This is a genomic window from Streptomyces sp. 796.1, assembly GCF_047525675.1.
GTDB lineage: Bacteria > Actinomycetota > Actinomycetes > Streptomycetales > Streptomycetaceae > Streptomyces.
Window position 1 is genome coordinate 16759 of sequence record NZ_JBLIWA010000039.1, and the last position, 26974, is coordinate 43732.

General features: G+C 74.0%; 15 protein-coding genes, 1 pseudogene and 1 riboswitch. Of the genes and pseudogenes, 14 read left to right on the forward strand and 2 right to left on the reverse strand.

Translation table 11 applies throughout. The annotated features are described in order from the left end of the window. Positions 1 to 38: 38 nt before the first annotated feature. Together gcvH and gcvT are read right to left on the reverse strand one after the other, a co-directional pair. Positions 39 to 416: a glycine cleavage system protein GcvH gene (gcvH, locus tag ACMA1D_RS24015; RefSeq protein ID WP_349997867.1), complete on the reverse strand. Its 378-nt coding sequence runs from the start codon at positions 414 to 416 to the stop codon at positions 39 to 41. 159 nt (positions 417 to 575) lie between these two features. Continuing rightward, complete coding sequence (gene gcvT, locus ACMA1D_RS24020) at positions 576 to 1712, reverse strand: glycine cleavage system aminomethyltransferase GcvT (protein WP_414726089.1); 1137 nt, start codon at positions 1710 to 1712, stop codon at positions 576 to 578. Between the two features lie 149 nt (positions 1713 to 1861). Beyond that, a riboswitch (glycine riboswitch) is annotated at positions 1862 to 1980 on the reverse strand. Positions 1981 to 2595: 615 nt separating this feature from the next. Between gcvT and ACMA1D_RS24025 the strand changes: the two are divergent. The 14 genes and pseudogenes from ACMA1D_RS24025 to ACMA1D_RS24090 all read left to right on the forward strand — a co-directional run. Next, positions 2596 to 3258 (forward strand): annotated as a pseudogene (locus tag ACMA1D_RS24025) (AAA family ATPase); the annotation flags it as partial. A gap of 601 nt (positions 3259 to 3859) precedes the next feature. After that, positions 3860 to 4651: an enhanced serine sensitivity protein SseB gene (locus ACMA1D_RS24030; RefSeq protein WP_414726090.1), complete on the forward strand. Its 792-nt coding sequence runs from the start codon at positions 3860 to 3862 to the stop codon at positions 4649 to 4651. A 199-nt stretch (positions 4652 to 4850) separates the two neighbouring features. Then, positions 4851 to 5591 carry an enhanced serine sensitivity protein SseB C-terminal domain-containing protein gene (locus ACMA1D_RS24035; protein ID WP_414726220.1) on the forward strand — a complete coding sequence of 247 codons (741 nt, stop codon included), beginning with the start codon at positions 4851 to 4853 and terminating at the stop codon, positions 5589 to 5591. Positions 5592 to 6649: 1058 nt separating this feature from the next. After that, on the forward strand, positions 6650 to 7657 hold the full coding sequence (locus tag ACMA1D_RS24040; RefSeq protein WP_414726091.1) for an ABC transporter permease: 1008 nt from the start codon (positions 6650 to 6652) through the stop codon (positions 7655 to 7657). Positions 7658 to 7727: 70 nt separating this feature from the next. Beyond that, on the forward strand, positions 7728 to 9497 hold the full coding sequence (locus ACMA1D_RS24045) for an ABC transporter substrate-binding protein (protein WP_414726092.1): 1770 nt from the start codon (positions 7728 to 7730) through the stop codon (positions 9495 to 9497). 158 nt (positions 9498 to 9655) lie between these two features. Further along, complete coding sequence (locus ACMA1D_RS24050; RefSeq protein WP_414726093.1) at positions 9656 to 10654, forward strand: ABC transporter permease; 999 nt, start codon at positions 9656 to 9658, stop codon at positions 10652 to 10654. Beyond that, positions 10651 to 11820, forward strand: a complete 1170-nt coding sequence (locus tag ACMA1D_RS24055; RefSeq protein WP_414726094.1) for an ABC transporter ATP-binding protein — start codon at positions 10651 to 10653, stop codon at positions 11818 to 11820. Before ACMA1D_RS24050 ends, ACMA1D_RS24055 begins: the two co-directional genes overlap by 4 nt. Before the next feature lie 11 nt (positions 11821 to 11831). Continuing rightward, on the forward strand, positions 11832 to 13013 hold the full coding sequence (locus ACMA1D_RS24060) for an ABC transporter ATP-binding protein (protein WP_414726095.1): 1182 nt from the start codon (positions 11832 to 11834) through the stop codon (positions 13011 to 13013). A gap of 490 nt (positions 13014 to 13503) precedes the next feature. Continuing rightward, entirely contained in the window at positions 13504 to 14172 is a 669-nt protein-coding gene (locus ACMA1D_RS24065) for a trimeric intracellular cation channel family protein (protein WP_414726096.1), read from the forward strand. A gap of 697 nt (positions 14173 to 14869) precedes the next feature. Beyond that, positions 14870 to 15760, forward strand: a complete 891-nt coding sequence (locus ACMA1D_RS24070) for a thioesterase family protein (RefSeq protein ID WP_414726097.1) — start codon at positions 14870 to 14872, stop codon at positions 15758 to 15760. 88 nt (positions 15761 to 15848) lie between these two features. Then, the gene (locus ACMA1D_RS24075; protein ID WP_414726098.1) at positions 15849 to 16349 is read left to right on the forward strand and encodes a CU044_2847 family protein; all 501 of its coding nucleotides are present in this window, start codon (positions 15849 to 15851) and stop codon (positions 16347 to 16349) included. A 6-nt stretch (positions 16350 to 16355) separates the two neighbouring features. Then, a complete protein-coding gene (locus tag ACMA1D_RS24080) occupies positions 16356 to 19175 on the forward strand; it encodes a serine protease (RefSeq protein ID WP_414726099.1) in 2820 nt (939 codons plus the stop codon). Between the two features lie 637 nt (positions 19176 to 19812). Then, a complete protein-coding gene (locus tag ACMA1D_RS24085; RefSeq protein ID WP_414726100.1) occupies positions 19813 to 20898 on the forward strand; it encodes an AAA family ATPase in 1086 nt (361 codons plus the stop codon). Then, a complete protein-coding gene (locus tag ACMA1D_RS24090) occupies positions 20895 to 26945 on the forward strand; it encodes a BTAD domain-containing putative transcriptional regulator (RefSeq protein ID WP_414726101.1) in 6051 nt (2016 codons plus the stop codon). Before ACMA1D_RS24085 ends, ACMA1D_RS24090 begins: the two co-directional genes overlap by 4 nt. Positions 26946 to 26974: the final 29 nt, after the last annotated feature.

The window sequence follows — 26974 nt, forward strand, 5'->3', positions numbered from 1 at the left end:
CCGATCAGATCAGAGTCGTCAGGGCGGTGGAAGGTTGCTCAGTTGCCGGTGAAGGCGGTGTATTCGTCGGCCGACAGCAGGTCGTCCGGCTCGCTCGACACCTTGACCTTGAAGAGCCAGCCACCCTCGAAGGGGGCCGTGTTCACCAGCGATGGGTCGTCCACGACGTCCTGGTTGACCTCGGTGATCTCGCCCGATACCGGCGCGTACAGGTCGCTGACCGACTTGGTCGACTCCAGCTCACCGCAGGGTTCGCCCGCGGTGACCTCCGAGCCCACCTCGGGGAGCTGGACGTAGACGACATCGCCGAGCGCACCTGCCGCGTGCTCGGTGATGCCGACCGTCGACGCGCCGTCCGTGGCGGCCGACAGCCACTCGTGCTCCTTGCTGTAGCGAAGCTGCTGGGGGTTGCTCATGACCTGATTCTCCTGTACGCGATGGCGTGGTGGTGCGAGGGGGTGGGAAAACGGGTGGAACGGCCCAAAGCCGCCGGACCCCATCGCGCCGTTGCGAAAGGGATGCTCCGGTTCGGCCGGGGCCGCCGGCCCGCGGCTGGTGCTGGCGCCCGTGGGCGGCTAGCGCTGGCGCTTGTAGAAGGGGAGCGCGACGACCTCGTACGGCTCGTGCGTGCCGCGGATGTCGACGGCCACGCCCTCCGTGCCGGGGGCGGCGTGCGCCGCGTCCACGTAGGCGATGGCGATCGGCTTGCCGAGGGTGGGGGAGGGGGCGCCGGAGGTGACCTCGCCGATCACCGTGCCGTCCGCGGCCACCACCGAGAAGCCGGCGCGCGGCACCCGGCGGCCGGTGGCGATCAGACCGACCAGCTTGCGCGGCGGGGCCTGCTCGGCCCGCTCGGCCGCCGCCGCCAGCGGCTCGCGGCCGACGAAGCGGCCCTCGTTCGTCGTCTTCTCGAACTTCACCACGCGCCCCAGGCCCGCGTCGAACGGGGTGGTCGACGTCGTCAGCTCGTGCCCGTACAGCGGCATGCCCGCCTCAAGGCGCAGCGTGTCGCGGCAGGCCAGGCCGCACGGGATCAGCCCGACCTGCTCGCCGGCCGCGGTCAGCGCCTGCCACAGCGGCTCGGCGTCGCCGGGGGCCACGAACAGCTCGAAGCCGTCCTCGCCGGTGTACCCGGTACGGGCGATCAGCGCGGGCACGCCCGCGACGGTGCCCGGCAGGCCCGCGTAGTACTTGAGCCCGTCCAGGTCGGCGTCGGTCAGCGACTTCAGGATGCCCGGGGCCTCGGGGCCCTGCACGGCGAGCAGCGCGTAGGCGTCGCGGTCATCGCGTACGGAGACCTCGAAGCCGGCGGCGCGCTCGGTCAGCGCGTCCAGCACCACCTGGGCGTTGGAGGCGTTGGCGACCACCAGGTACGTCTGGTCGGCGAGCCGGTAGACGATCAGGTCGTCCAGGATGCCGCCGTCGGCGTCGCAGATCATCGTGTACCGGGCGCGGCCGACGGCCACCGACGACAGGTTGCCGACCAGCGCGAAGTCCAGCGCCTCGGCGGCCTGCGGGCCGGTCAGGGTGATCTCGCCCATGTGGGAGAGGTCGAAGAGGCCGGCGCGGGTACGGACGGCGGTGTGCTCCTCGCGCTCACTGCCGTAGCGCAGCGGCATGTCCCAGCCCGCGAAGTCGGTCATGGTGGCGCCGAGCGCGCGGTGGGTCGCGTCCAGGGCGGTACGGCGCGGAGAATCGGGCAGGCTGCTCATCGGTTGCGGACTCCCAAGGGTGGGCAGGGCTGGCGAGGACATCCTCCCCATCTGTCATCGGAACCTGAGAGGTTCGCCATGACCCCTGGCGTGGGGCCCGGCTTGCACCTTGGGTGGAGCCGTAGGAACGGCTCGCTTTTCAGATCTGCCTCGTCCACGCGGTATCGGGGCCTGAGAGATTCAAGGGAGGACTTGCTCCTTCGGCGTCCAGGGCGGCGGGCGATCACGGGGATCACCGCAGGTCCGGGAACTCTCCCGCATGGATTCGAGCGGCCGGTATGCAGTTGCGCGCACATCATGACACGGACGGCCGTGCGATGGACCCCCGGTCCGGCATCCGATTCACTGTGGGGTTCATTACCTCTTCTTTACACTCGGTGGACACGAACCGTGGTGACCGCCGCCGTTGCGCTCGGGGAGGATGATCACGTTGCAGGGTCAGGGCATGCAGGCGGGGCCCGAGGTGCCCGCGCTGGTACCACCTCCAGCTTCCTCCTCTTCGCTGGCGCCGCCACCCGTGCGGCCCCGCGAGCGGCACCCCGGGGAGACGCTGCCGATGGGGCGCGGGCCCACCGTCATTGACCTGCGTGGGGGTGGGCGGCGACGGGTGGAGCCCGCGGGCCCGGGGCCCGCCGCCTCGGAGCTGGCCGCCGCGGGGCTCGCCCCCGCGGAGCCCGGCGCTCCGGCCCCGCGCCCGGCCGCTGTTACGCACTTCCGTGAAGGCGGTGCGGTCCCGCGTTCCCGAGAGGGTGGCGCGGTCCCGCGCACTCGCGAGGGTGGTGTGGCCCCGCGTTCGCATGAGAGCGGAGTGGAGTCGCGCTCCCATGAAGGCGGTGCGGTCCCGCGTTCCCGCGAAGGTGGCGCGGTCCCGGCCGCCCCGGCAGTGCCGACCCCGGTGCGATCCGCCGCCCCGGCCCCGCGCCCGGCCGCGCCGGCCACCCCTGCCCCGGCGGCCCCCGCCCCCGCGGCGCGGCCGGACGGAGCCGTCCCGGTGCGGGAGCTGCGGTACGCCACCGGGGACCTGCTGGTCGTCTCCGGGCTGCCCGGCAGCGGCAAGAGCACCCTGATGAGCCGGCTGGTGTTAGGCCAGGGCGCTGCCAGTGCCCCGGTGCGGCGGGTGGACTCGCAGGACACCAGGGACCGCTGGCAGCGGCTAATGCCCGCATGGGTCGGCTACCCCGTCTACCGACCACTGGTGCGCCTGGCGCACTACGCGGGGCTGCGCCGCGCCGTGCGCTCCGGGGCCAGTGTCGTCGTCCACGACTGCGGCACCCTGCCCTGGGTGCGCCACTGGCTGGCCCGCGGCGCCCGCCGCCGCGGCGCAGCCCTGCACCTGGTGCTGCTGGACGTGGACCCCGGCCTGGCACTGGCCGGGCAGGCGGCCCGGGGCCGCAGGGTCTCCGCGTACGCCTTCCGCAGGCACCGGGCCGCGGCGGCCCGGCTGCGCACCCGCGCCCTGGCCGGCAGCCCGCCGCCGGGCTGTGCCTCGACCGTGCTCCTGGACCGCGCGGCGGCCGGGGCCCTGGCCGCGATCACCTTCGACGCGCCCCCGGACACGACGTCCGGCGCCGGCTGTGCCGCCGCCTGCGGGGCGACCCCCGACCCGGGCTGCGGCGCTGCCTGCGCCGCCGCCTCTGACCTCACCTGCGATGCGGCTCTCGACACGGGCTCCGGCGTCACCCGCGACTGAGCCGGCGCCTCAGCGGGCCACCGGTCAGCGGGCCGCCGGGACGCTGGGCTACCGCGCGCGGGCTGCATAACGACACAACGGCATAACGACACAACGGCAGAACGGCACGGCAGCGGGGCGGCGGGACGGCAGGGCCGTGCGCCGGGCGTCACGGACGGGGGCGGCCGGGCCGCGGGGCCGCGATCCGCGCAGCCGGGCGACGAGGCCACGGCCCGGGAAGTCACGGGCGGCACGGCGGTACGGAAGATCGGGCCTCGCCCGGGCGTGTGGCAGGGGTGGGAGCGCGCCCGCGCACACTCGGTGGCCGGGCGAGCAACGGGGCCGCACCCTGCGGCGTCCTCTCCCGGGAGACTGCCCGCCGCGCGCCGCCCGCCGTGCGGGCGGCGGGCGGACCAGCGGTGTCGTACGGAGCCGTTAAGGTGCGTAGGCAGGTCGGACGAGACGGCGGTTGGACGAGATGAGCATCCCTGAGCGACACGAAACCACCCCGGCTGCCAGCGGTTTCCCGTGCAACGAGCTCGAAGAGGTGCTGGCCGCCTCGCTCGCGCTGGGGCCCGAGGGGCAGCAGCAGGCCGCGGCCGGCGCCCGCATCGTCGAGGTACTCGGGCGCAGCCCGATATGGGTGCCGTTGCCCCGCGGCGGGGATCAGACCAGCCCGCACCTGGACCTGGCCACCATCGAGTTGGACGGCGCCGCCTACGTCCCGGTCTTCAGCTCCGAGGCACAGCTCCAGCAGGTGACCGGCGGCCGGCTGTCCTTCACCGTCGCCCCGGCCGTCGAGTTCGCCCGCGGACTGCCGCCCCAGGTCGGCATCGCGATCAACCCGGGCGGCGCGGTCGGCGCCCCGCTGCCGCCGCCCGCCGTCGCCGAGCTGTGCCGCGCCGGCCGCACCCCGCTGGACGGCGCGGCGACCGGCGGCCGGGTGCTGCTCTACGAGCCCGACTGGCAGGACGAGCCGGTGGACTTCCTGGCCGCCGCCGGCCTTGAGTTCACCGCGACCCCGGGCGTGCGCACCGCGCGCCGGGCGCTGGCCAGCGTCGAGGGCGAACCGCCCGCGCTCTTCGTCGGCGTCCAGCTCGACCGCCCCGACCCGCAGGCCCAGGCGCAGGTGGCGGACGCGCTCGGCCGGGCGCTGGGCGCGGTCCCGGTCCCCTGGCCGGTGCAGTTGTTGCTGCTGGACATAGCCCAGGACCCGGTGGCGGACTGGATCCTGGGGCGCGTGCGTCCGTTCTTCGATCGGGACGTATGACGTCGCCGGGGAGCTGTCGACGGGGACTCGTAAGCTGGTTGGATGACCGGACGGGGCGTGCGATGGCGCCCCGCCCAGCGGCCGACAGAAGGGGCGTAACCAGGTGAGCGCGGGCGCGGACAGGGGGGTGCGCAGCGACTCGTATCTCGGCGGCGGGCGAGGCGGGGCGGGTGAGCCCGCCGGGCGGGTCGAGGAGGCGCTGGCGCACGTCGCGCCCGGCCGCTTCGACGCGTACGAACGCCTGCTGCACGCCCTCGTCGACGGGCAGCTCTGGATGCTGCTGTGGCAGGGCGGGCCGGGCTCGCCCGATGCCCAGTACGGAAACATGGACGTCGAAGGCCACGGCTACGCCCCCTGCGTGACCTCCCCGCGGGAGCTCGCCGCCAGCGGTTGGAGCCGCGCCCACGAGGTGGTCGGCGGCCGACAGGTGGCGACCGCGCTCTTCCCCGACCGCTGGGGCCTGTGGCTCAACCCGCACGCCCCCGGCGGCGGCGTCGGCATCCCCTGGCTCGACCTGCGGCGGATCGCCACCGGCCTGGACCGGCTGCCCGCAGGTCCGCTCCGGTTGAGCGAACCCACCCTCGAACTGCACCAGTTCTACGCGCTGCTCGGCCAACACGCCCACCGCACTCCCGCCGTACGCTCCCTGCGTCGCGCCTGGGTGCAGCCCGCGCTCGGCAGCCCGTACCTGGCGATCGGTCTCGATCTGTACGACACGAGCCAAGCCGCCGTGGAATCCGTACGGTTGATGATGCGTCAGTCCATCGGTGCGGTGCCCGACGGGCTGCCGGTCTCCACGGTCGCGATGGCCGACGCGTACGACCCGGTGGCGATGTGGCTGCGGGCCAACAGCCGCCCCTTCTTCGACCGCGACCTCTACGGCCCGGCCCCCGCACCCACCGCCGGATACGGCTACCCGCCCCAGCCCCAGCCGTACTGAGCCGCTGGCAGCTACGCCCCGCAGGTGGCGAGTGCTGCGCAGGTGGCGGGTTGCTCCGCGGGTGGAGGGCGGCGCGGGTGCCGCGCGGGGTGCCACGCGACCTCAAATCGACCTTTACCACCCCGTACTTCCGCGTACCGCACCGTAGCGATCTCTACTGATCCGTACCGCCTGGCAAGGGTTGTCGCCGCCCCGTAACGCCTCGTACTGCCTGGTGCTCTCCCGTATCGCCGCACACCATCTCGTACGACCCCGTGCCATCCCGTACCGCCCCGTACGAGAGTGAATCCCCCCAGGCTCACCAGAAGCCAGAAATCCGCAGATACCCGCGATGTGACCACCGTGCCGGGCGAGTTGGGCCGCAACGGGCCACGTGCGGCGCGGGGTCGTGGCCGGGAATGGGTGTGCGCCGGTGGCGCCCCGGTGTCAACCCCAGAAAGGTTCGGTGGCCGGGTCGCCGCCGCCCGGGTGTGCGCCGTCGGCGCCCGGCCCCGTCCAGCGCGGCGCGAAGGAGGCTCTCCGTCCGGGTGCCGCACGGTCGGGCGGCCCGTCAGACGCGCTGATGGCGGGCGTGCACCCGGCCGGCGCCGCCCCGCTCATCCGTCAACACTGTTCGGATAACGGAACCTTCCTGGCCACATCACAGTTGCGCATCCATTACCGATGAGGTCTGGCGGGTGATCGCAGCAGCGTTGAAGACTCCCGCTCCAGGGGTCGTGTGGCGCGTCACACGATCCGAACGGGTGACGCGCTGCGAGTGAAATAACCGGTCCGTCCGCACTCCTGCACCGAACCCGTGCCAGCGTTCTCGCGCGGCGGCCCGTGCCGTCGTGCGAAGGGGCGTCCGCAACCCGGCTCTCGCGCCACCGTTCGCGCAGCGCCCCCGTCCAGCTCGGCCCGTGTGTGCACCAACTCGGCAGTACCCGGCTCCACCGTCTGCTCAACCGCACGTCGCACCACCGCAGTCCAGCAACCTCCGCACCAACTGATGTGAACCAAGCCGCTACAGCGGCGGTCGTGGGCCGGTCACTGCCGGCCCGAGAGGGGTCCCCACCACGATGACGGCACCACTGCACGACACGAGCGCGGAGAAGACCGCGGCTGTCGATGTCGCGGCTGACGCCCCGGCCAAGGAGATCTCCGGGCGCTCGCCCGCCCGCATCGCTTGGGCGCGGCTCAAGCGGGACAAGCTCGCGCTGGCCGGTGGCTGCGTCGTGCTGTTCCTCGTCCTGGTCGCGATCTTCGCCCCGCTGATCGTCAAGCTGCTCGGTCACCCGCCGAACGAGTTCCACGACGACCCCGGCACCGTCGACGCCCTGCTCGGCGGCCAACCGGTCGGCGACTGGGGCGGGATCAGCAAGGACTTCCTGTTCGGCGTCGAGCCCAGCAACGGCCGCGACACCTTCAGCCGCGTCGTCTACGGCACCCGGATCTCGCTGATCGTGGCGTTCCTCTCGGCCGTCGTCGCCGTCCTCCTCGGCACCGTCTTCGGCATCATCGCCGGCTACTTCGGCGGCATCGTGGACGCGATCATCAGCCGCACCATGGACCTGCTGTTGGCCTTCCCGCAGTTGCTGTTCATCCTGGCGCTGGTCTCCGTGGTGCCCAGCGAACTGTGGGGACTGAGCGGTTCGGGCGTGCGCATCGGCGTGCTGGTCGTGGTGATCGGCTTCTTCGGATGGCCGTACGTGGGCCGCATCGTGCGCGGCCAGACGCTGTCACTGCGCGAACGCGAGTACGTGGAGGCCGCCCAGAGCCTGGGTGCCGGCCGCCGCTACATCCTCTTCAAGGAGCTGCTGCCCAACCTGGTCGCGCCGATCACGGTCTACATGACCCTGATGATCCCGACCAACATCCTCACCGAGGCCGCCCTGAGCTTCCTGGGCGCGGGCGTCAAGCCCCCCACTGCCTCCTGGGGCCAGATGCTGTCGACGGCGGTGCGCACCTACGAGATCGCACCCATGTTCATGATCTTCCCGGGCCTGGCCATCTTCGTGACCGTGCTGGCCTTCAACCTCTTCGGTGACGGCGTCCGCGACGCCCTCGACCCCAAGGGGAACCGTTGACCCCATCGCCCCACTCGCAGTGCAACAACGCTAGGCAAAGAAACGTCACCACCACGGAGGTTGCGAGATCGTGACAACCCATCGCACATCGAAGCGCAGACTGGCCGTAGGGTCGGCCGTCGTCGTCGCGGCTCTGCTGACCACCGCTGGTTGCGGAGGCGGTGACGACAAGAAGAAGGGCGACGGGCCCGGCTTCAACGCCGCCCAGAACAAGATCGCCAACCCGTCCGACAAGAAGGGCGGCACGCTCAAGTTCATCGGCACGCAGGACGCCGACTCGTGGGACCCGCAGCGCGGCTACTACGGCTTCGTCTGGGACTACGCGCGCTTCTACACGCGTCAGTTGATCACCCACAAGTCGGCCCCGGGCGAGCAGAGCCAGGAGCTCGTGCCCGACATGGCCACCTCCCGGGCCAAGATCAGCGACGGCGGCAAGCGTTACGAGTACACCCTGCGCCCCGGCCTGACCTGGCAGGACGGCAAGCCGATCACGTCCAAGGACATCAAGTACGGCATCGAGCGGATCTGGGCCCAGGACGTGCTGTCCGGCGGCCCGATCTACCTCAAGGAGGTCCTCGACCCCAAGGGCGAGTACAAGGGCCCGTACAAGGACAAGGACCCGGACAAGCTCGGTCTGAAGGCCATCGAGACGCCGAACGACACCACCATCATCTTCAAGTTGCCCAAGCCCAACGGTGACTTCGAGCAGATGCTGGCGATGCCCGCGGCCTCCCCGGCCCGTGCGGACAAGGACACCGGCTCGCGCTACGGCCAGAAGCCGTTCTCCTCCGGCCCGTACCAGTGGGTCTCCTACACGGCCAACAAGTCGATGGAGCTCACCCGCAACCCCAACTGGAAGCAGAGCTCGGACCCGGTCCGCAAGGCGCTCCCGGACAAGGTCACGCTGACCCTCATCAAGAACTCCGATGAGATGGACAAGCGCCTGATCAAGGGCGACTACGACGTCGACCTGAACGCCACCGGCATCGGCCAGGCCGGCCGCGTGGAGGCGCTGCGCAAGCACCGCGGCAACCTGGACAACCCGCTCACCGGCTTCATCCGGTACGCGGTCTTCCCGCAGCACGTCGCGCCGTTCAACAACATCGAGTGCCGCAAGGCCGTCATCTACGGCGCCGACAAGAAGTCGCTCCAGACCGCCCGCGGCGGCCCGCAGGCCGGTGGCGACATCGCCACCAACATGCTCCCGCCGATCGTCAAGGGCTCCGACCCGAAGTACGACCCGTACGGCGCGGTGGCCAACGGCGGCGCGCCCGACGTGGCGAAGGCCAAGGACGCGCTGAAGAAGTGCGGCAAGCCCGACGGCTTCAAGACCACCATCGCGGTGCGTAACAACAAGCCCGTCGAGGTCGCCACCGCCGAGTCGCTCCAGGCGTCGCTGAAGAAGATCAACATCCAGGCCGAGATCGAGCAGTACGACGGCTCGCAGACCTCCGGCATCATCGGCAACCCGGAGTACGTGAAGAAGCACAACTTCGGCATCATCATCATGGGTTGGGGCCCGGACTTCCCGACCGGCCAGGGCTTCTCGCAGCCGCTGGTGCACAGCAAGTACATCCTGGACAACGGCAACAACAACTACAGCATGCTCAACGACCCGAAGATCGACCAGCTCTTCGAGAAGGCCCAGGCCGAGCTGGACGAGAACAAGGCCGCCAGCATCTACACCGAGATGAACAAGCTGGTCTCCGAGCACGCGGTCTACCTGCCGTTCGTCTTCGAGAAGAACATCATCTGGCGCAGCAGCCGACTCACCAACGTCTACACGTCCGACGCCTACAACGGCCGTTACGACTACCAGGCGCTCGGTGTCGTCAAGTGATGATCACCCCCACCCGTATCCGCAGGTCTGGCGCTTGGCCAGCCGCCCCCCGGCGCACCCGCCGCTAGGCACGAAGGGCAGGTGAGGGCCGCGTACCGCGGCGGGGGAACCACCGGTCACAAGCCGGTGGTTCCCCCGCCACGGCCGGGCCGAGAGCAGTGCTCGCATACCTCATCCGGCGGCTGTTCGCCGTCGTCCTGACGCTGATGGTCGTCATCCTGGTGACCTTCGGCATCTTCTTCATCATTCCGAAGTGGACCGGCGTCGACCCGGCGACGATGTACGTCGGCAAGCAGTCCGACGCCCAGGCCATCGAGGCCATCCGGCAGAAGCTCGGGCTCGACGACCCGATCATCGTGCAGTTCTGGGACTTCCTGCGCGGCCTGTTCGTGGGCCGGGACTACACCAGCGGTACCGACACCCTGCACTGTTCGGCCCCCTGCTTCGGCTACTCCTTCAAGAACGAGCAGGCCATCTGGCCGGTGCTCACCGACCGGCTCCCGGTCACCCTGGGCCTGGCCGCCGGCGCGGCCGTGATCTGGGTGATCGGCGGCGTGGTGACCGGCATCCTGTCGGCGCTCAAGCGCGGCACCCTGTGGGACCGTTCGGCCATGACCGTCGCCCTGGCGGGCGTCTCGCTCCCCATCTACTTCACCGGTGTCGCCTCGATGGCGCTCTTCTCGTACCAGCTCGACTGGGTCAGCAACGAGTACACCGAGTTCAGCGTGGACCCGATGGAGTGGTTCAGCGGCATGATCCTCCCCTGGGTCACGCTCGCCTTCCTGTACGCGGCCATGTACGCGCGGCTCACCCGGGCCACCATGCTCGAAGTGCTCGGCGAGGACTACATCCGTACCGCCCGCGCCAAGGGGCTGCGGGAGCCGGTCGTCATCGGCAAGCACGCGATGCGCTCCACGATGACGCCGGTGCTCACCATCCTCGGCATGGACCTCGGCGCCCTGATCGGTGGGGCGATCCTCACCGAGAGCACGTTCAGCCTGCCGGGTCTCGGCGAGGCGGCGGTGCGGGCGATCGACGAGCGCGACCTGCCGCTCATCCTGGGGGTCACCCTGATCACGGCCAGCGCGGTCGTCATCGCCAACCTCATCGTGGACCTCCTGTACGCCGTGATCGACCCCCGAGTGAGGCTCTCATGACGACGGATTCCACCCCCGGGGCCGGGCGCGCGGTCAGCAAGACCAGCGGCGAACCGGCCGGCCCGGCCAGCAGGCCCGTCAGCAAGACCGGCGCGCTGGGCGAACCGGTGGCCGCCCGCTCCGCCGACTCCGGCGTCTTCCTCGACGTACGCGACCTCAAGATCCACTTCCCCACCGAGGACGGCCTGGTCAAGTCCGTCGACGGGCTCTCCTTCCAGTTGGAGCGCGGCAAGACGCTCGGCATCGTCGGCGAGTCGGGCTCCGGCAAGTCGGTCACCTCGCTGGGCATCATGGGGCTGCACACCGTCGGCCAGTACGGCCGCGGCAAGGCGCAGATCTCCGGCGAGATCCGCTTCGACGGCACGGACCTGCTCGCCGCGAACCCGGACACGGTGCGCCGACTGCGCGGCCGTGAGATGGCGATGATCTTCCAGGACCCGCTGTCCGCGATGCACCCGTACTTCACGGTCGGCGCGCAGATCATGGAGGCGTACCGGGTCCACCACGACGTGGACAAGAAGAAGGCCAGGCGGCGCGCGATCGAGATGCTCGACCGGGTCGGCATCCCGCAGCCCGACCGCCGGGTCGACGACTACCCGCACCAGTTCTCCGGCGGTATGCGGCAGCGCGCGATGATCGCCATGGCGCTGGTGAACAACCCGGAACTGCTCATCGCCGACGAGCCGACCACCGCCCTGGACGTCACCGTGCAGGCGCAGATCCTGGACCTGATCCGGGACCTCCAGAAGGAGTTCGGCTCCGCCGTCATCGTCATCACCCACGACCTGGGTGTCGTCGCCGAACTCGCCGACGACATCCTGGTCATGTACGGCGGCCGGTGCGTGGAGCGCGGCCCGGCCGAGCAGGTCTTCTACGAGCCCCAACATCCGTACACCTGGGGCCTGTTGGGGTCGATGCCGCGCATCGACCGGGAGGAGTCCGACCGGCTCATCCCGGTCCAGGGCTCGCCGCCCAGCCTCATCAACGTGCCGAGCGGGTGCGCCTTCAACCCGCGCTGTCCGTACGCGGACGTGCCGAAGGACAACATCACCCGCACCCAGCGGCCCGAGCTCCAGCAGGTCGGCAACCGCCACTTCTCCGCCTGCCACATGCCGCAGGAGGAACGGACGCGGATCTGGACCGAAGAGATTGCGCCCAAGCTGTGAAGGACCAAGCTGTGTCTAAGGACAACGTGACGTCGTTGCAGAAGCAGCGGACCGCCCCCGGCGAGCCCCTGCTCAAGGTGAACGGCCTGGTCAAGCACTTCCCCATCACCAAGGGGCTGCTCCGCCGGCAGGTGGGCGCCGTGCAGGCGGTGGACGGGCTGACCTTTGACGTGCGGGCCGGCGAGACGCTGGGCGTGGTCGGCGAGTCGGGCTGCGGCAAGTCCACCATGGGGCGGCTGATCACCCGCCTCCTGGAGCCGAGCGGCGGCTCGGTGGAGTTCCAGGGCAAGGACATCACGCACCTGGGCGTCGGGGCGATGCGGCCGATGCGCCGCGACGTCCAGATGATCTTCCAGGACCCGTACTCCTCGCTGAACCCCCGGCACACCGTCGGCACCATCGTCAGCGCCCCGTTCAAGCTCCAGCGCATCACCCCGGAGGGCGGCGTCAAGGCCGAGGTCCAGCGGCTGCTGGCCCGGGTGGGGCTCAACCCGGAGCACTACAACCGCTACCCGCACGAGTTCTCCGGCGGGCAGCGCCAGCGCATCGGCATCGCCCGCGCCCTGGCGCTCAACCCCAAGCTCGTCGTCGCGGACGAGCCGGTCTCCGCGCTGGACGTGTCGATCCAGGCCCAGGTGGTCAACCTGCTGGACGACCTCCAGGAGGAACTGGGCCTCACCTACGTGATCATCGCGCACGACCTGTCGGTGATCCGGCACGTGTCGGACCGGATCGCGGTGATGTACCTGGGCAAGATCGTCGAGCTGACGGACCGCAAGTCGCTGTACGAGCGGCCGATGCACCCGTACACCCGGGCGCTGCTCTCCGCGGTCCCGGTGCCCGACCCCAAGCGGCGCGGCAAGCGGGACCGCATCCTGCTCCGCGGCGACGTGCCCTCGCCCATCGCCCCGCCGACCGGCTGCCGCTTCCACACCCGGTGCTGGAAGGCGACGGTGGTGTGCACGATCGAGGAACCCAAGCTGGACGCGCTCCAGCCCGGCCACCAGGTCGCCTGCCACCACCCGGAGAACCACGAGGACCTGCGTCCGGGCGATGCGGAGCTGCCGGGTGCGGGGGGCGATGTGAAGGTGGACGCGGGCGCCGGCGCCGGTGCCGGGGCGGGCTCGGGTGCGGGTAGCGCTCGGGTGCCCGGCCAGGCCGCCGTGAGCAAGGAGTCCGAGGCCACCGACTGATGCCCCGCCGCTGACCGATGGCCGCGCAGGCCATGGCCCCGACCAGTGCGCGACCCCTGTGACACGAGCCCCTCGGCGGTGTCGCGAGGCCGCTGCACGTAGTGGTCGGGGCATCGGTCGTCTTGGGGGTGGGTGCGTGGTGTGGGTGGGTGAGGTGAGGTGGGGTGGTTGCGGGGGTGCGGGGGTGTGGGCGCGCGGGGGTGGGTGTGTCTGGGGTTGGGTGGCTGGTGGGGGGATGTTTGTGGGTGTGGGTGTGGGTGTGGGTGGGGCGTGGGCGGCTGAGGGTGTGTGGGTGGGGCGTACCGGTTCAACTTGCGGAGGGCGCGGGAGAGTGGGGGAGCCCGCGGGAATGGGTGTGGCCGGAAACGGTCCGTACGGCGGGCGAGTGGTGCGGGGAGGGCCGGCGGAAGCGGTGGGGGAATTCGCCCGAAGCCGGGCCCACGAGTCGGGCCGGAGTGGGGCAACCCGGACCGCGGGGTAAAAATAGCGGGTGCTCACCGACCTGTTCACGCCATCCGTGCTGCGCTCCATGGACCTCGCCGGGATCTTCGTCTTCGCGATCTCCGGCGCGCTGCTCGCCGTGCGCAAGAACTTCGACGTCTTCGGCATCGCGGTACTGGCCGAGGTCACCGCGCTCGGCGGCGGCCTGTTCCGAGACCTGATCATCGGCGCCGTACCGCCCGCCGCCTTCGCCGACCTCGGCTACTTCGTGACCCCGCTGATAGCCGCCGGGCTGGTCTTCTTCCTCCATCCCGAGGTGGAGCGGATCAACGGCGCGGTCGGGGTCTTCGACGCGGCCGGCCTCGGCCTGTTCTGCGTTGCCGGTACGACCAAGGCGCACGAGTACGGGCTCAGCCTGACCGCATCCGTCACCCTGGGCGTGGCCACCGCTGCGGGCGGCGGCGTACTGCGCGACGTGCTGGCCAACGAGGTGCCGTCACTGCTGCGCTGGGACCGCGAGATCTACGCCGTACCGGCCCTGGTGGGCTCGTCGGTGGTGGCCCTGCTGCTGCACTTCGACGCCCTCACCGGCGGCACCAGCGCCCTCGCCGCCCTCCTGGCCTTCGCCCTCCGCCTGTGCGCCATGCGCTTCGGCTGGCGCGCCCCCCGAGCCTGGAACCGCCGCAGCGCGGCCAGGGAGGGCGCGGACGGGGCGTAGGGACGCCGAGCGCGGGGTTGCGGGGTTGCGGCTGCGGGGTGGGTTGCGGGGTGGGTTGCGGCAGCGGCCGGGTGCACCGTCCGGGCGCGGCGCGGGGGTGGCGCCGGTGGGGTGTGGGTGCGGCGGTGGGGCGGGTGGGTGTCGTGTGGGGCGTGGGTGTGGGTGCGGCGGTGTGGGGGCGGTGCGGCGTGGGGTGGGGGCGAGTGTGGCTCGGGTGATCGTCGGTCTACGGGCCGGGGCCGGAACTGCGAGGTACGCGGGCAAGCTGCTGCCGGAGCACGGAGCACGGAGCACGGAGCACGGAGCACGGAGCACGGAGCACGGAGCACGGGGCGGGCGGCGCGGCCTCGCGCGCGTGGTGCGGAGTACGGGGCACGGCGGGGCGCGGAGCGGCGGGGCCTCGTGTGCGGGGCGCGGATCAGGCCCCACCCTCGCCCGGCGGTACGGAGCACGGAGCCTCGCGCGCGTGGTGCGGAGTACGGGGCGATCCTCGCACGGGGCACGGGGCACGGGGCACGGGGCACGGGGCACGGGGCACGGGGCTGGGCCCGTCCGAGGGGGTGGGGCCGGGTGCGCCGCGGAGCGTGTGCGGAGGCGCACCGATGGGGTGGGCGCTCCCACGGCCCGCATTACGGCGTGATGAAGCCCTCCGACGGAAACCTACCCGCCAGTAATTGATCCGTGTACCGTGCGGAGCATGGCACAGGCAACCATCGGTAACAGCGAGTTCGACCGGGACACGGCGGTGACCCGTCGCGCCCCGGCGGGCCCAGGCGCCGCGGCCGGCGCTGCCCCCGCCGGGCCCGCAGCGACGTACGACGCCGACCTGTCGGCACGGTGGACCATCCTCAAGGCGCTCAACGGCGGCTACCTGCTGGCCGTGCTCGGCCGGGCGCTCGGGGACACCCTGGCCCACCCCGACCCGTTCTCGATCACGGCGCACTACCTGACCGCGTCGCAGCCGGGCCCCGCCGTGATCCGTACCGAGACGGTGCGCACCGGTCGGACCCTCTCCACCGGACAGGCGTCCCTCGTCCAGTTCGACGAGGACGGCGCAGAGGTGGAGCGCATCCGCGTGCTGGCCACCTACGGGGACCTCGGCGCGCTCCCCAACGACGTCCGCACCGCCGCCACCCCACCGGCCATGCCCGACTACGCGGACTGCCTGGGCGCCGACGACGCCCCGAGCGGCGCGGCTCCGTTGGGCAACAGCACCGAGATCGTCGGCCGGTTCGACATGCGCCTGGACCCGGCGACCGCGGGGTGGGCGATCGGGCAGCCGAGCGGGGTCGGTGACATGCGCGCCTGGTTCGGCCTCGCTGACGGCCGGGACCCCGATCCGCTGTCGCTGCTGCTCGCGGTCGACGCGCTGCCGCCCACGGCGTTCGACCTCGGGCTGAGCGGTTGGGTGCCCACGGTCGAACTCACCGTGCACGTCCGCCGCCGTCCGGCGCCCGGCCGGCTGCGGGTCGCCATCACCACCCGCAACCTGGCCGGCGGCTTCCTGGAGGAGGACACCCAGGTCTGGGACAGCGCGGACCAACTGGTTGCCCAGGCACGACAGTTGGCGCGGGTCTCACTGGGGTAGCGACGCACGCACGGGGGCGCGACGGAGCGCGGCGCGGAGGCGTCCCGGTGCTCCCCGTGCCCCGCCCCCGCGTGCCACACTGATCGCCATGGGGGACTTAGCGCTGACTTTTGACGACGGCACCGTGGCCTGGCTGCACCTCGCTCCGGTGGCAGACGACGCCCGTACCGCACCACCGGCCGGCCCCGGAGCGCCGCCCGCAGGGCCCGGCGGAGCGGGGGAGGGCGGCGCGGACGGCGGGCCCTCCGGCGGACCGCCGGCCGGCGGCGACGGCGGGTACGGGGCGGCGCAGCCCGACCTCGAACTGCCCGACGGGTTCGGCGGAGCCCGCCCGGTCAGCGCCGACAGCCGGGCCGCCCGGGCGCTGACCACCAGCGGTGAGGCACTGGTGCAGGCGCTGCGCCCGCTGGGCGGGGTGCTGGAGAGCATCCACCACTCGCTCGCCACTTCGGCACGCCGCCCGGACGAGGTGACCGTGGAGTTCGGCGTCACCCTCGGCGCCGATCTCAGCCTCGGCGTCTTCTCCGGCAAGGGCGAGGCCACCTTCACCGTCTCCGCCACCTGGAACCTCGGCTCCAACCCCGCGTAAGGCAGCATGAACGAGATGCGGGCCGGCGCGGAGGACGCCGCGCTGTGTAGGGCGTTCGTCTGCGTGCTCGCCGGCGCCACCCCGGTCGGGGCCGGTGTGCTCATCGCCGATGACCTGGTGCTGACCTGCGCGCACGTGGTCAACAGCGCCCTGGGACGGGGCCGGTACGAGCAGGCGTGCCCGCCCCGTACGGCAACGCTCACCTTGACGTTCCCGCTGCTCGGCCACGGGCCGCCGGTCAGCGCGCGGGTGGAGCCCGGGTGGTGGAGGCCGCCACGGGCGGAGGCGACCGGGATGGCTCCGGTGCCACCGGGCCGGCTCGCCTACCACGGGGACCTCGCCGTGCTCAGGCTCGCCGGCGGCGCGCCCCCGGACACCGGGGCGGCGGCCTTCCAACTGCACGACTGCGAGCGGGACGTGATCGCCCTGTGGGCCAGCGGACACCCGCTGACCGCCACGCGTGCGCGCCCGCGCGTACTGGCCGCCCCGTGGATCGCGCTGGACGTGGTCGGCGGGGCCGGCGTCAACGAGGGGTTCAGCGGTGGCCCGCTGTGGGACCGGGCCCGGCAGGCGGTGGTGGGGCTCGTCGTCGCCGTCCACGAGGACCAGCGGCCCGCCCCCAACCAGCAGGGCGCCGGGGCCACCCCGCAGCGGCCCGCCGCCCTGCTGTACGGCATCAGCCTGCCGGCGATCGAGGCGGAGTTGCCGCGGGTGCCGCCCTTCCGGGTGCCCACCGCGCGGCGCGGGGTGCAGCAACTGCTGGCCGCCCTGGAAGAGGTGCTGGAGAGCCCGGCGGCGGTGGTCGACTGCGAACAGCGGCTGGCCGACCGTCTGGGCTTCCCCTCCCGCGGCGCCGGGGCCGACCACGCGCGTCTGGTGGGGCTCGCCGGGGCCACCCGCCGCGGGGTGCCCGAACTCCTGGAGGCCGTCCGCGCGACCCTGGCCCGGCACCCCGGGCACGGCGAGGCGCGTGCGGAGGCGTCCAGGGCCGCGCTGGTCCGGCTGCACAGGGCCGCGCGCATCGTCAGCCCGTCCGAGTGCCTGACCCTCGACCAACGGCGCGACCTGGCCGAACTGCTCGCCCGCTGCGGGCCCTGGCCCCCGGACGCCCTGCTCGCCACCGTCCTGCCGTACGACGAGGAGCCCCACGCCCTGTCCGGACTCGCCGACGCCATCGACGTCCTGGAGACCCACGGGCCCACCGAACGGCAGCCGATACCGCCGCTGCTGCGGGCGGTCGCTCTGGTCGCCTACGCGGAGCGGCAGGCGCCGGACTTCCTCGCCGACGACCTGTGGGCCTGGATCAAGCGCGTGGCGCGCCGGATGGGCGTCGAGTGGGCCGCCGTACGCCAGTTCCACGCGGACGTCGCCGACGGCCCCGTCGCCGCCCCGGGCTTCGGGCGCACCGTGGCGCAGCCGGTGCCTGCCGTGTCCGCGCCTGTTGCCGGGGGCTGGGCGGGCGCCGGTGTCGGTGGTGGGGCGGGGATCGGTGGCGAGGCGGGTTCGGGCGGTGATGCAGGTGTTGGCGTCGGGGCGGAGGTTGGCGGCGGGGCGGGTGCCGCCTTGCCGGCCGCTCCCGTAGCGGCCGTTCCCGCGCCGGCCGCCCCCGCGCAGGGTGGCGTGACGCCGCCGGAGCTGCCGCCCGCGCCGAGCGGCCCCGGTGGAGGGTACGGGACGGCAGCCGGCGTACCCCGGGGGACGGGGCACGGAGCGGGCGGCGGGGCCGGGCACGGGGCCGCGGCGGGCGTTGGCACCGGCGCACAGCACGGGGGCTCCGACGGGGCCGCACCAGGGACGGCCGACGGACCGACCGACAGACCAGCCGACGGACCACGCAACACAGCGGTCAACGGAGCCACTGACCGAGCAGCCCACGGAACCGTCGACAGGGCAGCCCGCGGAGCAGCCAACGGTGCCGCTGATAGGGCAGCCGACGGAGCAGTTGACGGAACGGCCAACAGGGCGGTCAACCGGGCCGCCGAAGGTGCAGCCGCAGGAACAGCCGACAGAGCCACCAACGGAGCGGCCGGCGGCGGTGCTTCGAACCGCCGCCCCGTACCCCGTGTACAGGTCGAACTGTTGCCGACCGGAGCGAGCCAGCTCTTCACGTACCAGATCTGGGCCTGGGACGCGGGCGCCCAGCCGCGGTTGGTCGTCGTCCAGGACCGCGACTCGGCCAGTTCCCGCGTGGTGGACGACATCCAGCGGGTGCTCCGTACCGAGGTGCGCGAGGACCCGGAGACGGCGCTGGTGGAGTTCTTCCTGGCGCCCGAATGGCTCGGACTGGCCGTCGACACCTGGGAGTCGGACGAGGCGGAGGACGGGGGCGGCTTCGTGCCCGGCCTCACCCGGCGCCTCGTGGTGCGCACGACGGCCAGGACACCGGAGTGCTACGCGGGGTGGAAGCGGCGCACCGCCGCCCTGACCACGTCCGAACACCTGGTCCTGGACGACGGGTGCATCGACCACAAGGTCGCCCGCGCCAAGCTGGAGGTACGGCCCGACGTCGGCACCGTCGTGCTGTGCTGCGAACCGGGGCGGCACGGCCAGTTCCTGCGGCAGTGCGTCCAAGCCGGTGTGCACACGGTGCTCTGGCACCGTGCCGACCACGGGGCGCAGGTCGGCGCCGACCTGTCGGGCGTGCTCCACGGCACCGAACCGCACGGGGTGCCGGAGGCGGTGCGCCTGGAGCGGGCCAAGGCGATGGCCGAACCCGGCTGCACGACCCACCGCGGCGGTCAGCTCTCGCTGCTCCACGACCCGCCCGACCACCGGCCGCCCCCGCTCGCCCCGGAGTCCTGGGTCCTCGCGGAGCCGCCGCGATGAGGGCCGCGACCACCCCGCCGCCGACGGTGCCCCGCCGCCCCGTCGCGCCCCGCGCTGCCGCCCTTCGCGCCCTTCGCCACCCGCGCCTTCGCGCCCCGCTCCGTTGCGGGCCCTGCCGTCAGGCTCCGGTCCGGTCCGGGCCGTCCCGCCGGGTCCCGCCCCGTTACGGCCCGCGGTGCCCCCGTCGGCACTCGCCGGGGCGGCCGGTGTCCGCCGGCCGTGCCCGTACCGCGGGGCAGCCGCCGTCCCGCCGACCGCCGCACGCGCTCGACACCCCGCCCCGTTGCCGTACGACGACCAAGGAGAGCACGCCATGGCCCCAACAGCCGGAATGGGCAACCCTCCCGAGGGCCCCGCGGAATCGGGCGGTCGTCCGTCGGCCCCCACCCCGGCGACGGGGGCGGACGGGAGCCGCCACCCCGACCCGTCCGCGTCCACCACGGCCGGCCGTGGAGCCACCGCACCGCCCGGAGCACCGACTTCCCCACCAGCCGGAGGGCCGGCCACTGCACCGACCGCAGGACCGACCGCAGGACCGGTCGACGGAGCGGCCGGCGGGGCGGGCGAGGGACGGGGCGACGGGGCAGCCGGTGGGACATCCGACGGACCGAGCGACGGGGCGGGGCGGGACGAGGGGGTGGGCGAAGGCCCGGCGCCGGACCCCTGGTGGGTCTTCCGCGGGCCCGCCACGCTGCCGCCCCCGCCACCTTGGCGCCGGTTCTCCACCAACCGCCGCACCGGGTCGCCGCCGCCGTACCTGATGGGCCACGACGAGATCGCCGTCGTCAACGCCGCCCTGCACCTGCACCGCCCGCTCCTGGTCACCGGGCGGCCCGGCACCGGCAAGTCCGAACTCGCGCACGCCATCGCGCGCGAACTGCACCTCGGCCCCGTGCTGCGCTGGTCCGTCAACAGCCGCGCCACCCTGGCGGACGCCCTCTACCGGTACGACGCGGTGGGTCGGTTGCGGGAAGCCTCGCTGCGCCGCGAGCGGGCCCGTAGCGCCGCCGTCTGGCGCGGTCCCCGGCGTGGCAACGGGCCGCGCGGCAAGGGCGCTTCGGCCCGTGCGCTCCGGGGCGCCCAAGGCGGCGCGCAGCCAAGCCCGCACGCGGCCCGGCGGCCACCGGTGGCGCCGCCGGCCGTGGAGCCCGACATCGGCCAGTACCTGCGCCTCGGCCCACTGGGCACGGCGCTGGCCGCCGCGCACCGGCCACGGGTGCTACTCATCGACGAACTCGACAAGGCCGACATCGACCTGCCGAACGACCTGCTGGTGGTGCTGGAGGAGGGCAGGTTCGAGATCCCCGAACTGGCCCGGCTGCCCGAGCAGCAGCAGGACGTGGACGTCATGGTCAGCGGCGGCCGGGAACGCGCCAGGGTGCGCCGCGGCGTGGTCTCCTGCACGCACTTCCCCATCGTGGTGATGACCAGCAACGGGGAACGGGACTTCTCACCGGCCTTCCTGCGCCGCTGTGTCCGCCTCGACCTGCCCGACCCGGACGCGGACCGGCTGCGCGACATCGTCCGCGGCAGCCTGGGCGAGGCGGGGCTGGCCGAGGCCGACGACCTGATCGAGACGTTCCTGCGCCGCTCGGCCACCGAAACCCTCGCCACCGACCAACTGCTGGCCGCCGTCCACCTCAGGCTCGCCGGCGCCGACATGAGCCGGGACCAGTTGCTCGCCGCCGTGCTGCACCGACTCGACGAGACGCTGCCGACATGATCGACCGGCTGCGGCAGGCGCTGGTCGGCATCGGGTACGACCCCGGCGCCGACGAACTGCTCGACGTGCTGTGGCTCGCCGGGCTGATGGCAGGGGCTGACCAGGACGCGCCGCGGAACGGAGCGCAGGGCGGGGCCGGGCAGGCGCGGGCGGGCGGGTTGGGGCGGGAGCAACAGAGCGGGTTGGGGCAGCGGGGCGACACGGGGCACGGGGCGCGGGGTACGGAGCACGGTGCCCGCGGCGAGCACGCAGCGGGCCGGGGCGCGCTGCCCGGGCCGGACACGGGGCCCGGATCGGGCCCGCCGCCCGCCGCCGACCGGGCGCCGTCCCCGGGCGTGGAGCCGGGGGCGGCGCCGGGGCCCGCCACGGGGCCGGCGCCCGGCCGGGAACCGGCCGCACCGGCACGCCCCGCATCGCCGTTAGGGCCCGACCCCGCCGGGCCGACGGACTCCACATCAGGCCCGCTGTCCTCGGGCGTGGGCCCCGCCTTGCAGGCCGCGGCCGACGACGCCGAGCCCGGCGCCGTACGGGCACCCTCCGGCCCCTCCGACGCGTCGCAGCCCGGAGCGGCCGGGGCGCCCGCCGTACGGCGTGACGGGGCCCCGTCGGACGGCACGTCGACCGGGGCGGGCGCGCCCCCGAACGCGCCCGCCGATGACCTGCTGACGGGGCCGTTCACCGGGCCGGTCGTGGACCGCTCGCCCCGGCCCACCGGGACGGCGGCAGAAGACGCGGCCCGGCCCACCGCCGAACCTGTCGATCCCACCGGAGTCGCGGCCCCGGGCCCCGCCCGCACCGGCCCGCCCAGCGCGTTCCAGACCCCGGGGCCCGACCCGTTCCAGGGCGGGCCACCCACCACGCGCGCGCACGAGGGCGCGGGAGGCGTCGAACCGGCCCGGCGGGCCCTGCTGTTCCCGCTGGGCAGCGCGGGCGGCGGACGGACGGGGCGGGGGGCCCGCTCCGGCCGGGTGCCCGGCGGGCGGGTGCTCCCCGACGCGCAGCGGCTGGCCAGGGCGCTGCGCCCGTTGGCCCGCTACCACGACGACCCGCAGCACAGCACGGCCGACGTGGAGGCCACGGTGCGGCTGATGGCCGAGACGGGGCTGTTCGACCTGGTGACCGCGGCGGTCCCGGAGCGCGCGCTGACCGCCGTGCTGCTGGTCGACCAGACGCCGTCGATGCGGGTGTGGCATCCGCTCGCCTCCGAGGTACGGGCCGTGCTGCGCCGCAGTGGTGCCTTCCGCTCCGTACGGCAACAGCGCTTCGACCCCGCCGGGTTCGCGGCACGCAGCCCGCGCGCGGTGCCGGCCGCCGGTGGGCCCGGCGTGGTCGTCCTGGTCCTCACCGACGCGGTGCATCCGGCGTGGCGGGACCCGCGGACGCTCGGTGCGCTGTTGGCCCAGCACCGTCGCGGCCCGCTGGCGGTGCTGCACGCCCTGCCCCGCCGGCTGTGGCGGGGCAGCGGGCTGAACGCCCAGCCGCGCCTGCTCACCGCTCCGGGACCGCTCAGCCCGGCGCACCGGCTCGACGTGGCCGACCCGCTGACCGGCGCGGTGGACCCGACCGCGGCGGGGCGGGCGGCGCTGCCGGTGCTCAGGCTGACCCCCGCCGCGCTCGCCCCGTGGGTCGCCCTCCAGACCCGCCCCGGCAGCCCGCGCCACATCGAGACGGTGCTGGTGTCCACGGGCCGCCGGGCGAAGGGCCCGTGCTCCGTGCCGCTCCGGTGGTCCGGGGCCCCGCACCCCGAGGCCCCCGCGGGCGCCGCCGCTCCGTACGACCCCACGGGCACCGCCCCGTACGCAGCGGCCGGTGCCGCCCCGCCCTCGGCCACGGCGCGCGCCCCGGGCGCACTCCGCGACGCCGCCCCGGTCGCCGGCGGGGCCGCCGACCCGTACGCTCCGGAGCGCGCCGGCGGGACCGGCGCGCCGGCCGACGAGGCGCTCACCGCACCGTTCGGCGACCTGGCCGGCGCCCCGCCCGGCGACTCCCACGGCGGCTCGCACGGAGGCTCTTACGGCGTCTCTTACGGCCCGCCGGGCGCTCTCCCGGCTGCGGGTTCGGAGCCTTCTCCGGAGGAGCGCATCGCGCGCTTCCGAAGCACGTTCTCGCCGGAGGCGTACCGGCTGGCGGTGCGGCTGTCCGCGATCCGTCCGCTCACCACCCCGGTGATGCACCTGGTCCGCTCGGCCGCGCTGCCCGAGGCGACGGCGGCCCAGGTGGCGGAGGTCCAACTCGGCGGGTTGCTCACCCAGCTCACCCCGGCGACCACCGCCGCCGACCGGATGCCCGAGATCCACGCGCTCAGCCGCCGGCTGGCCCCCGCCGATCCCGCCCAGCCCATCTACGACTTCGCCCCCGGCGTGCGCGAACTCCTCTTCAGCGGCCTCGGTGTGGAGCGCTCCATCGAGGTGGTCGAGGCGGTCGGCCGGGCCCTCGCGCCCTACCTGGGCCGGCTGCCCGACTTCCCGGCCCTGGTGGCCGACCCGGACGGGCCACTGCGACTCAAAGACAGCGCCCGGGCGTTCGCCATGCTCGCGGCCCCGGTGTGCGAACGCCTCGGCTATCCGATCGTGGCCCTGCCCGCCCCGGCGCCGTCGCCGACCGTCCGGGAAGCACCTGCGCCGTCGCCGAACGGCCCGGGGACGGAGCCGCAAGGGGCCAGCACGGACCGGCCCGGGCAGACCGCGGGACCCGCGGCCACGGACGCCACCGCCCGGCCAGACGCCCCCGCTCGCCCCCGCGCGGGCCGCCCCGTCCCGCCCTGGCCCCCGACCGCGCCGGAGTCCGCCGTACCGCGCCGGGAGCGGTCCGAGGGCTCGACACCACCGGAACCGGCCGCCCCGCCCGCGAGTCCGTCGGCGACGGCGCAGGCCCCGGCCCCGCACGCCCCCGCCACCGCCCCGGAGCGCTTCGACGGCGCGCGCGAGACCGAACCCGACGACGCACGCGGGGCATCGGCCACATCGCAGTCCCCGCCCGAGCCCCCCACCACGCAGCCGGTCCGGGCCGGCGAACTCCGCTGCGAACTGCTCGGCCCCGTACGCGCCTACCGCGGAGCGACGGGCCTGCCCACCGGTTCGCCGCAACAGCGCGCGGTGCTCTGCTTCCTGCTCCTCCACCAAGGACAGCCGGTCACCGCCGACACACTCGTCGAAGCCGTCTGGGGCAGCCCCGCAGACCGCCCACCGGCAGCCCAGGCAACCCTGCGCACCTACCTGCGCAGACTGCGCGCCGTCCTGGGCACCGAGGCGCTGCGCAGCACCGACACCGGCAGCTACGTCCTGGACGGGGCCCGTACCGACCTCGAAGAGTGCCGGTGGCTGGAGCAGGCGGCGGACGGGGAACTGCGCCGCGGGGACCGGCGCCGGGCGCACACCCTGCTGGGCGAGGCGCTGAGCCTGTGGGACACCACGCCGCTGTACGGCGTACCCGGCCCGTTCGCCGAGAGCCAGCGCCAGCAACTCACCGAGTGGCGACTGAGGCTCCTGGAACGCAGGCTCGGCCTGGAACTCGACCTGGGCAACGACTCCGACGTCGTGCCCGAGCTGACCCGGCTGGTCGCCCAACACCCCTTCCGGGAATCGCTGCACCTGCTGCTGATGACGGTGCTGTACCGCACCGGCCGCACCGCCGAAGCCCTCGCCGTCTACCGCAACTGCCGCCGCCTGCTCACCGAAGAACTGGGCGTCGAGCCGAACGCACCGCTACGGGACCTGTACGAGCGCATCGTGCGCGACGAGGGGTCGCGACCGCCCGCGACCGAGTGGCCCGACCCGGGGGACGGGGCCGGGGCGCGGCGGCTCTCGGCCCACCTCCCGGTGCCACTCGCGTACTTCGTCGGCCGGACCGAGGAACTGCTCGGCCTACGGCGGGCACTGACCGCGCCACAGCCCCATACCGCACCGGTCGCGGTGATCAGCGGGCTGAGCGGCATGGGCAAGACGGCGCTGGCCCGCGAGGTCGCGCACGGCCTCGCCGCCGCCTTCCCCGACGGGCAGCTCTTCATCGACCTCCGCGGCGGCGAGCCCGAACGCCGCTCCACCAGCCACGTGCTGGAGGCGTTCCTGCGCGCCCTGGGCTGCCCCGCGTCCGAACTGCCGGACGGCACCGAGGCCCGCCGGCTGCGCTACCACGCGATGCTGGCGCGGCGGCGGGTGCTCGTGGTCATCGACGGGGCACACGACGGGGCGCAACTGGCCCCCTTGCTACCGACCGCCCCGGGCTGTGCGGCCCTGGTCACCAGCCGCCGCCGGCTGGCCGGCGACGAGGTGGTGCACCGGGTCGAACTACGCGAGCTCACCGAGCCCGAGGGGCTCGAACTGCTCCGCATCAGGGTCGGCGCCGCCCGGCTCGACCAGGACGCCAACGGGGCGCACCGGGTGTTCCAGTACTGCGGCGGGCTGCCCCTGGCCCTGCACATCGCCGGCGAACTGGTGCGCCGCCAACTCCAGCGCTACCCCTGGCCGCTGACCCGCCTGGCGGACCGGCTGGCCACCCCCGAGCGCCGGTTGGCCGGCCTGAGCGTCGGTGGGCTCTCCGTCGCCGCCGGCATCGAGCACACCTACCGGCGGCTGCGGAGCGACGAACAGCGGGCCCTGTCCCTGCTGTCGGCCCTCGGGCACGCGGACGTCAGCACGTTCGCGGCGAGCGCCCTGGTGGGCCTGCCACCGGCCGACACGGAGCCGCTGCTCGACGACCTCGCCACCGCCTCGCTGCTGCACCGGGTGGGGCGCGGCCGGTACCGCTTCAACGAACTGACGCTGCTCTTCGCCCAACAGATGCTGGTGACCCAAACGTTCAGCATCGCGCGCGGGGGCCCACAACGACCGGGCAACCTGGAACGCGAGTGGGCCCTGACCCGGCTGACCGACCTGTACCTGCTCGCCGGCGCCGACACGGTGCGCGCCACCGACCCGGGCGACACCACCTCCCACCACCTCGCGGACCACGTCGAACCGGCGCCGTGGACCCCCACCGGGCGCACCGGCCCCGCCGCGGACTGGCTGCGCACGGAGGCGACCCGACTGCTGTGCACCGTGCGCGCGGGGGCCGCGCTCCCGCACCCGCCGGCCCCGCTCTACCGCAGGCTGGCCGATCTGCTGCTCGTCGCGCGGCCGTTGGCCGACGACGCGTCGTACGCCCGCCCCCTCATCGAGGCCGCAGAAGCCCTCGTACGGACGGCGGACGGGCCGCACGACGGCGTGGCGCACGGGCGGGCCAGGACCGCGCTCGCGTACGCGTACAACCGCGCGGACCGGTTCGCCGACGCGGAGCAGACGGCGGCCCTGGCCCTGCGGCCCGACGGCGACGGGGCCCCTCCCGACCCGCTGGTGCGCGCACACGCGGCCCACGAGCAGGCCATCGCCGTCTACGGCGGCGGGCGCGCCCGGGCGGCCCTCCCGCTGCTCCTGGCGGCCGAGACGGCGTACGAGGCGCTGGGCGACCTGTCCGGCCTCGCGCGGGTGTGCGCGGACCGGTCCCGGGTGTGGCTGGCGCTGGGGATGCCGACAGCGGCGTTGCGTACGGCCCGGCGCGCCCTACGGGAGGCCGAACGGGGCGGGCGACAACGGGCCGTACGGACGGGGCCGCAGCCGCCGGGGCCTGGGCTCGCCGCCGCGCACGCCGACTACGCCTTCGGTTGCGCGCTGACCGCGGCCGGTGGGGCGGCGGTGGCGCTGGAGCCTCTGGAGCAGGCCCGCGACCGGTTCGCAGACGTCGGCCTGCATCTGGCCGCCGCAGCCAGTCGGGCCCGGCTGGCCGAGGCCCACCTAGCGGTCGGCGCGGTGGACGACGCGCTCGCCTGCGCGGAGCGGGCCGTACGCGACGTCGAACGGCACGGCGGCGACTGGCGGCGCGCGGACGCGCTGGTGGTACTCGGCCGAGTGCTCTTCCAAGCGGGCCAGCGCGCGCGGGCCGTCCAGTGCTGGTGGCAGGCGCGCGACGGGTACCGGGCGATCGGTTCCCCACAGGTGCACACGGTCACCGCACTGCTGGAACGGAGCGCGGCCGACGACGGCACGGCCGGCGAGCAGGACCGGGATCGGTGACCGCACCCCGGCCAGGTGCCTCACGACCA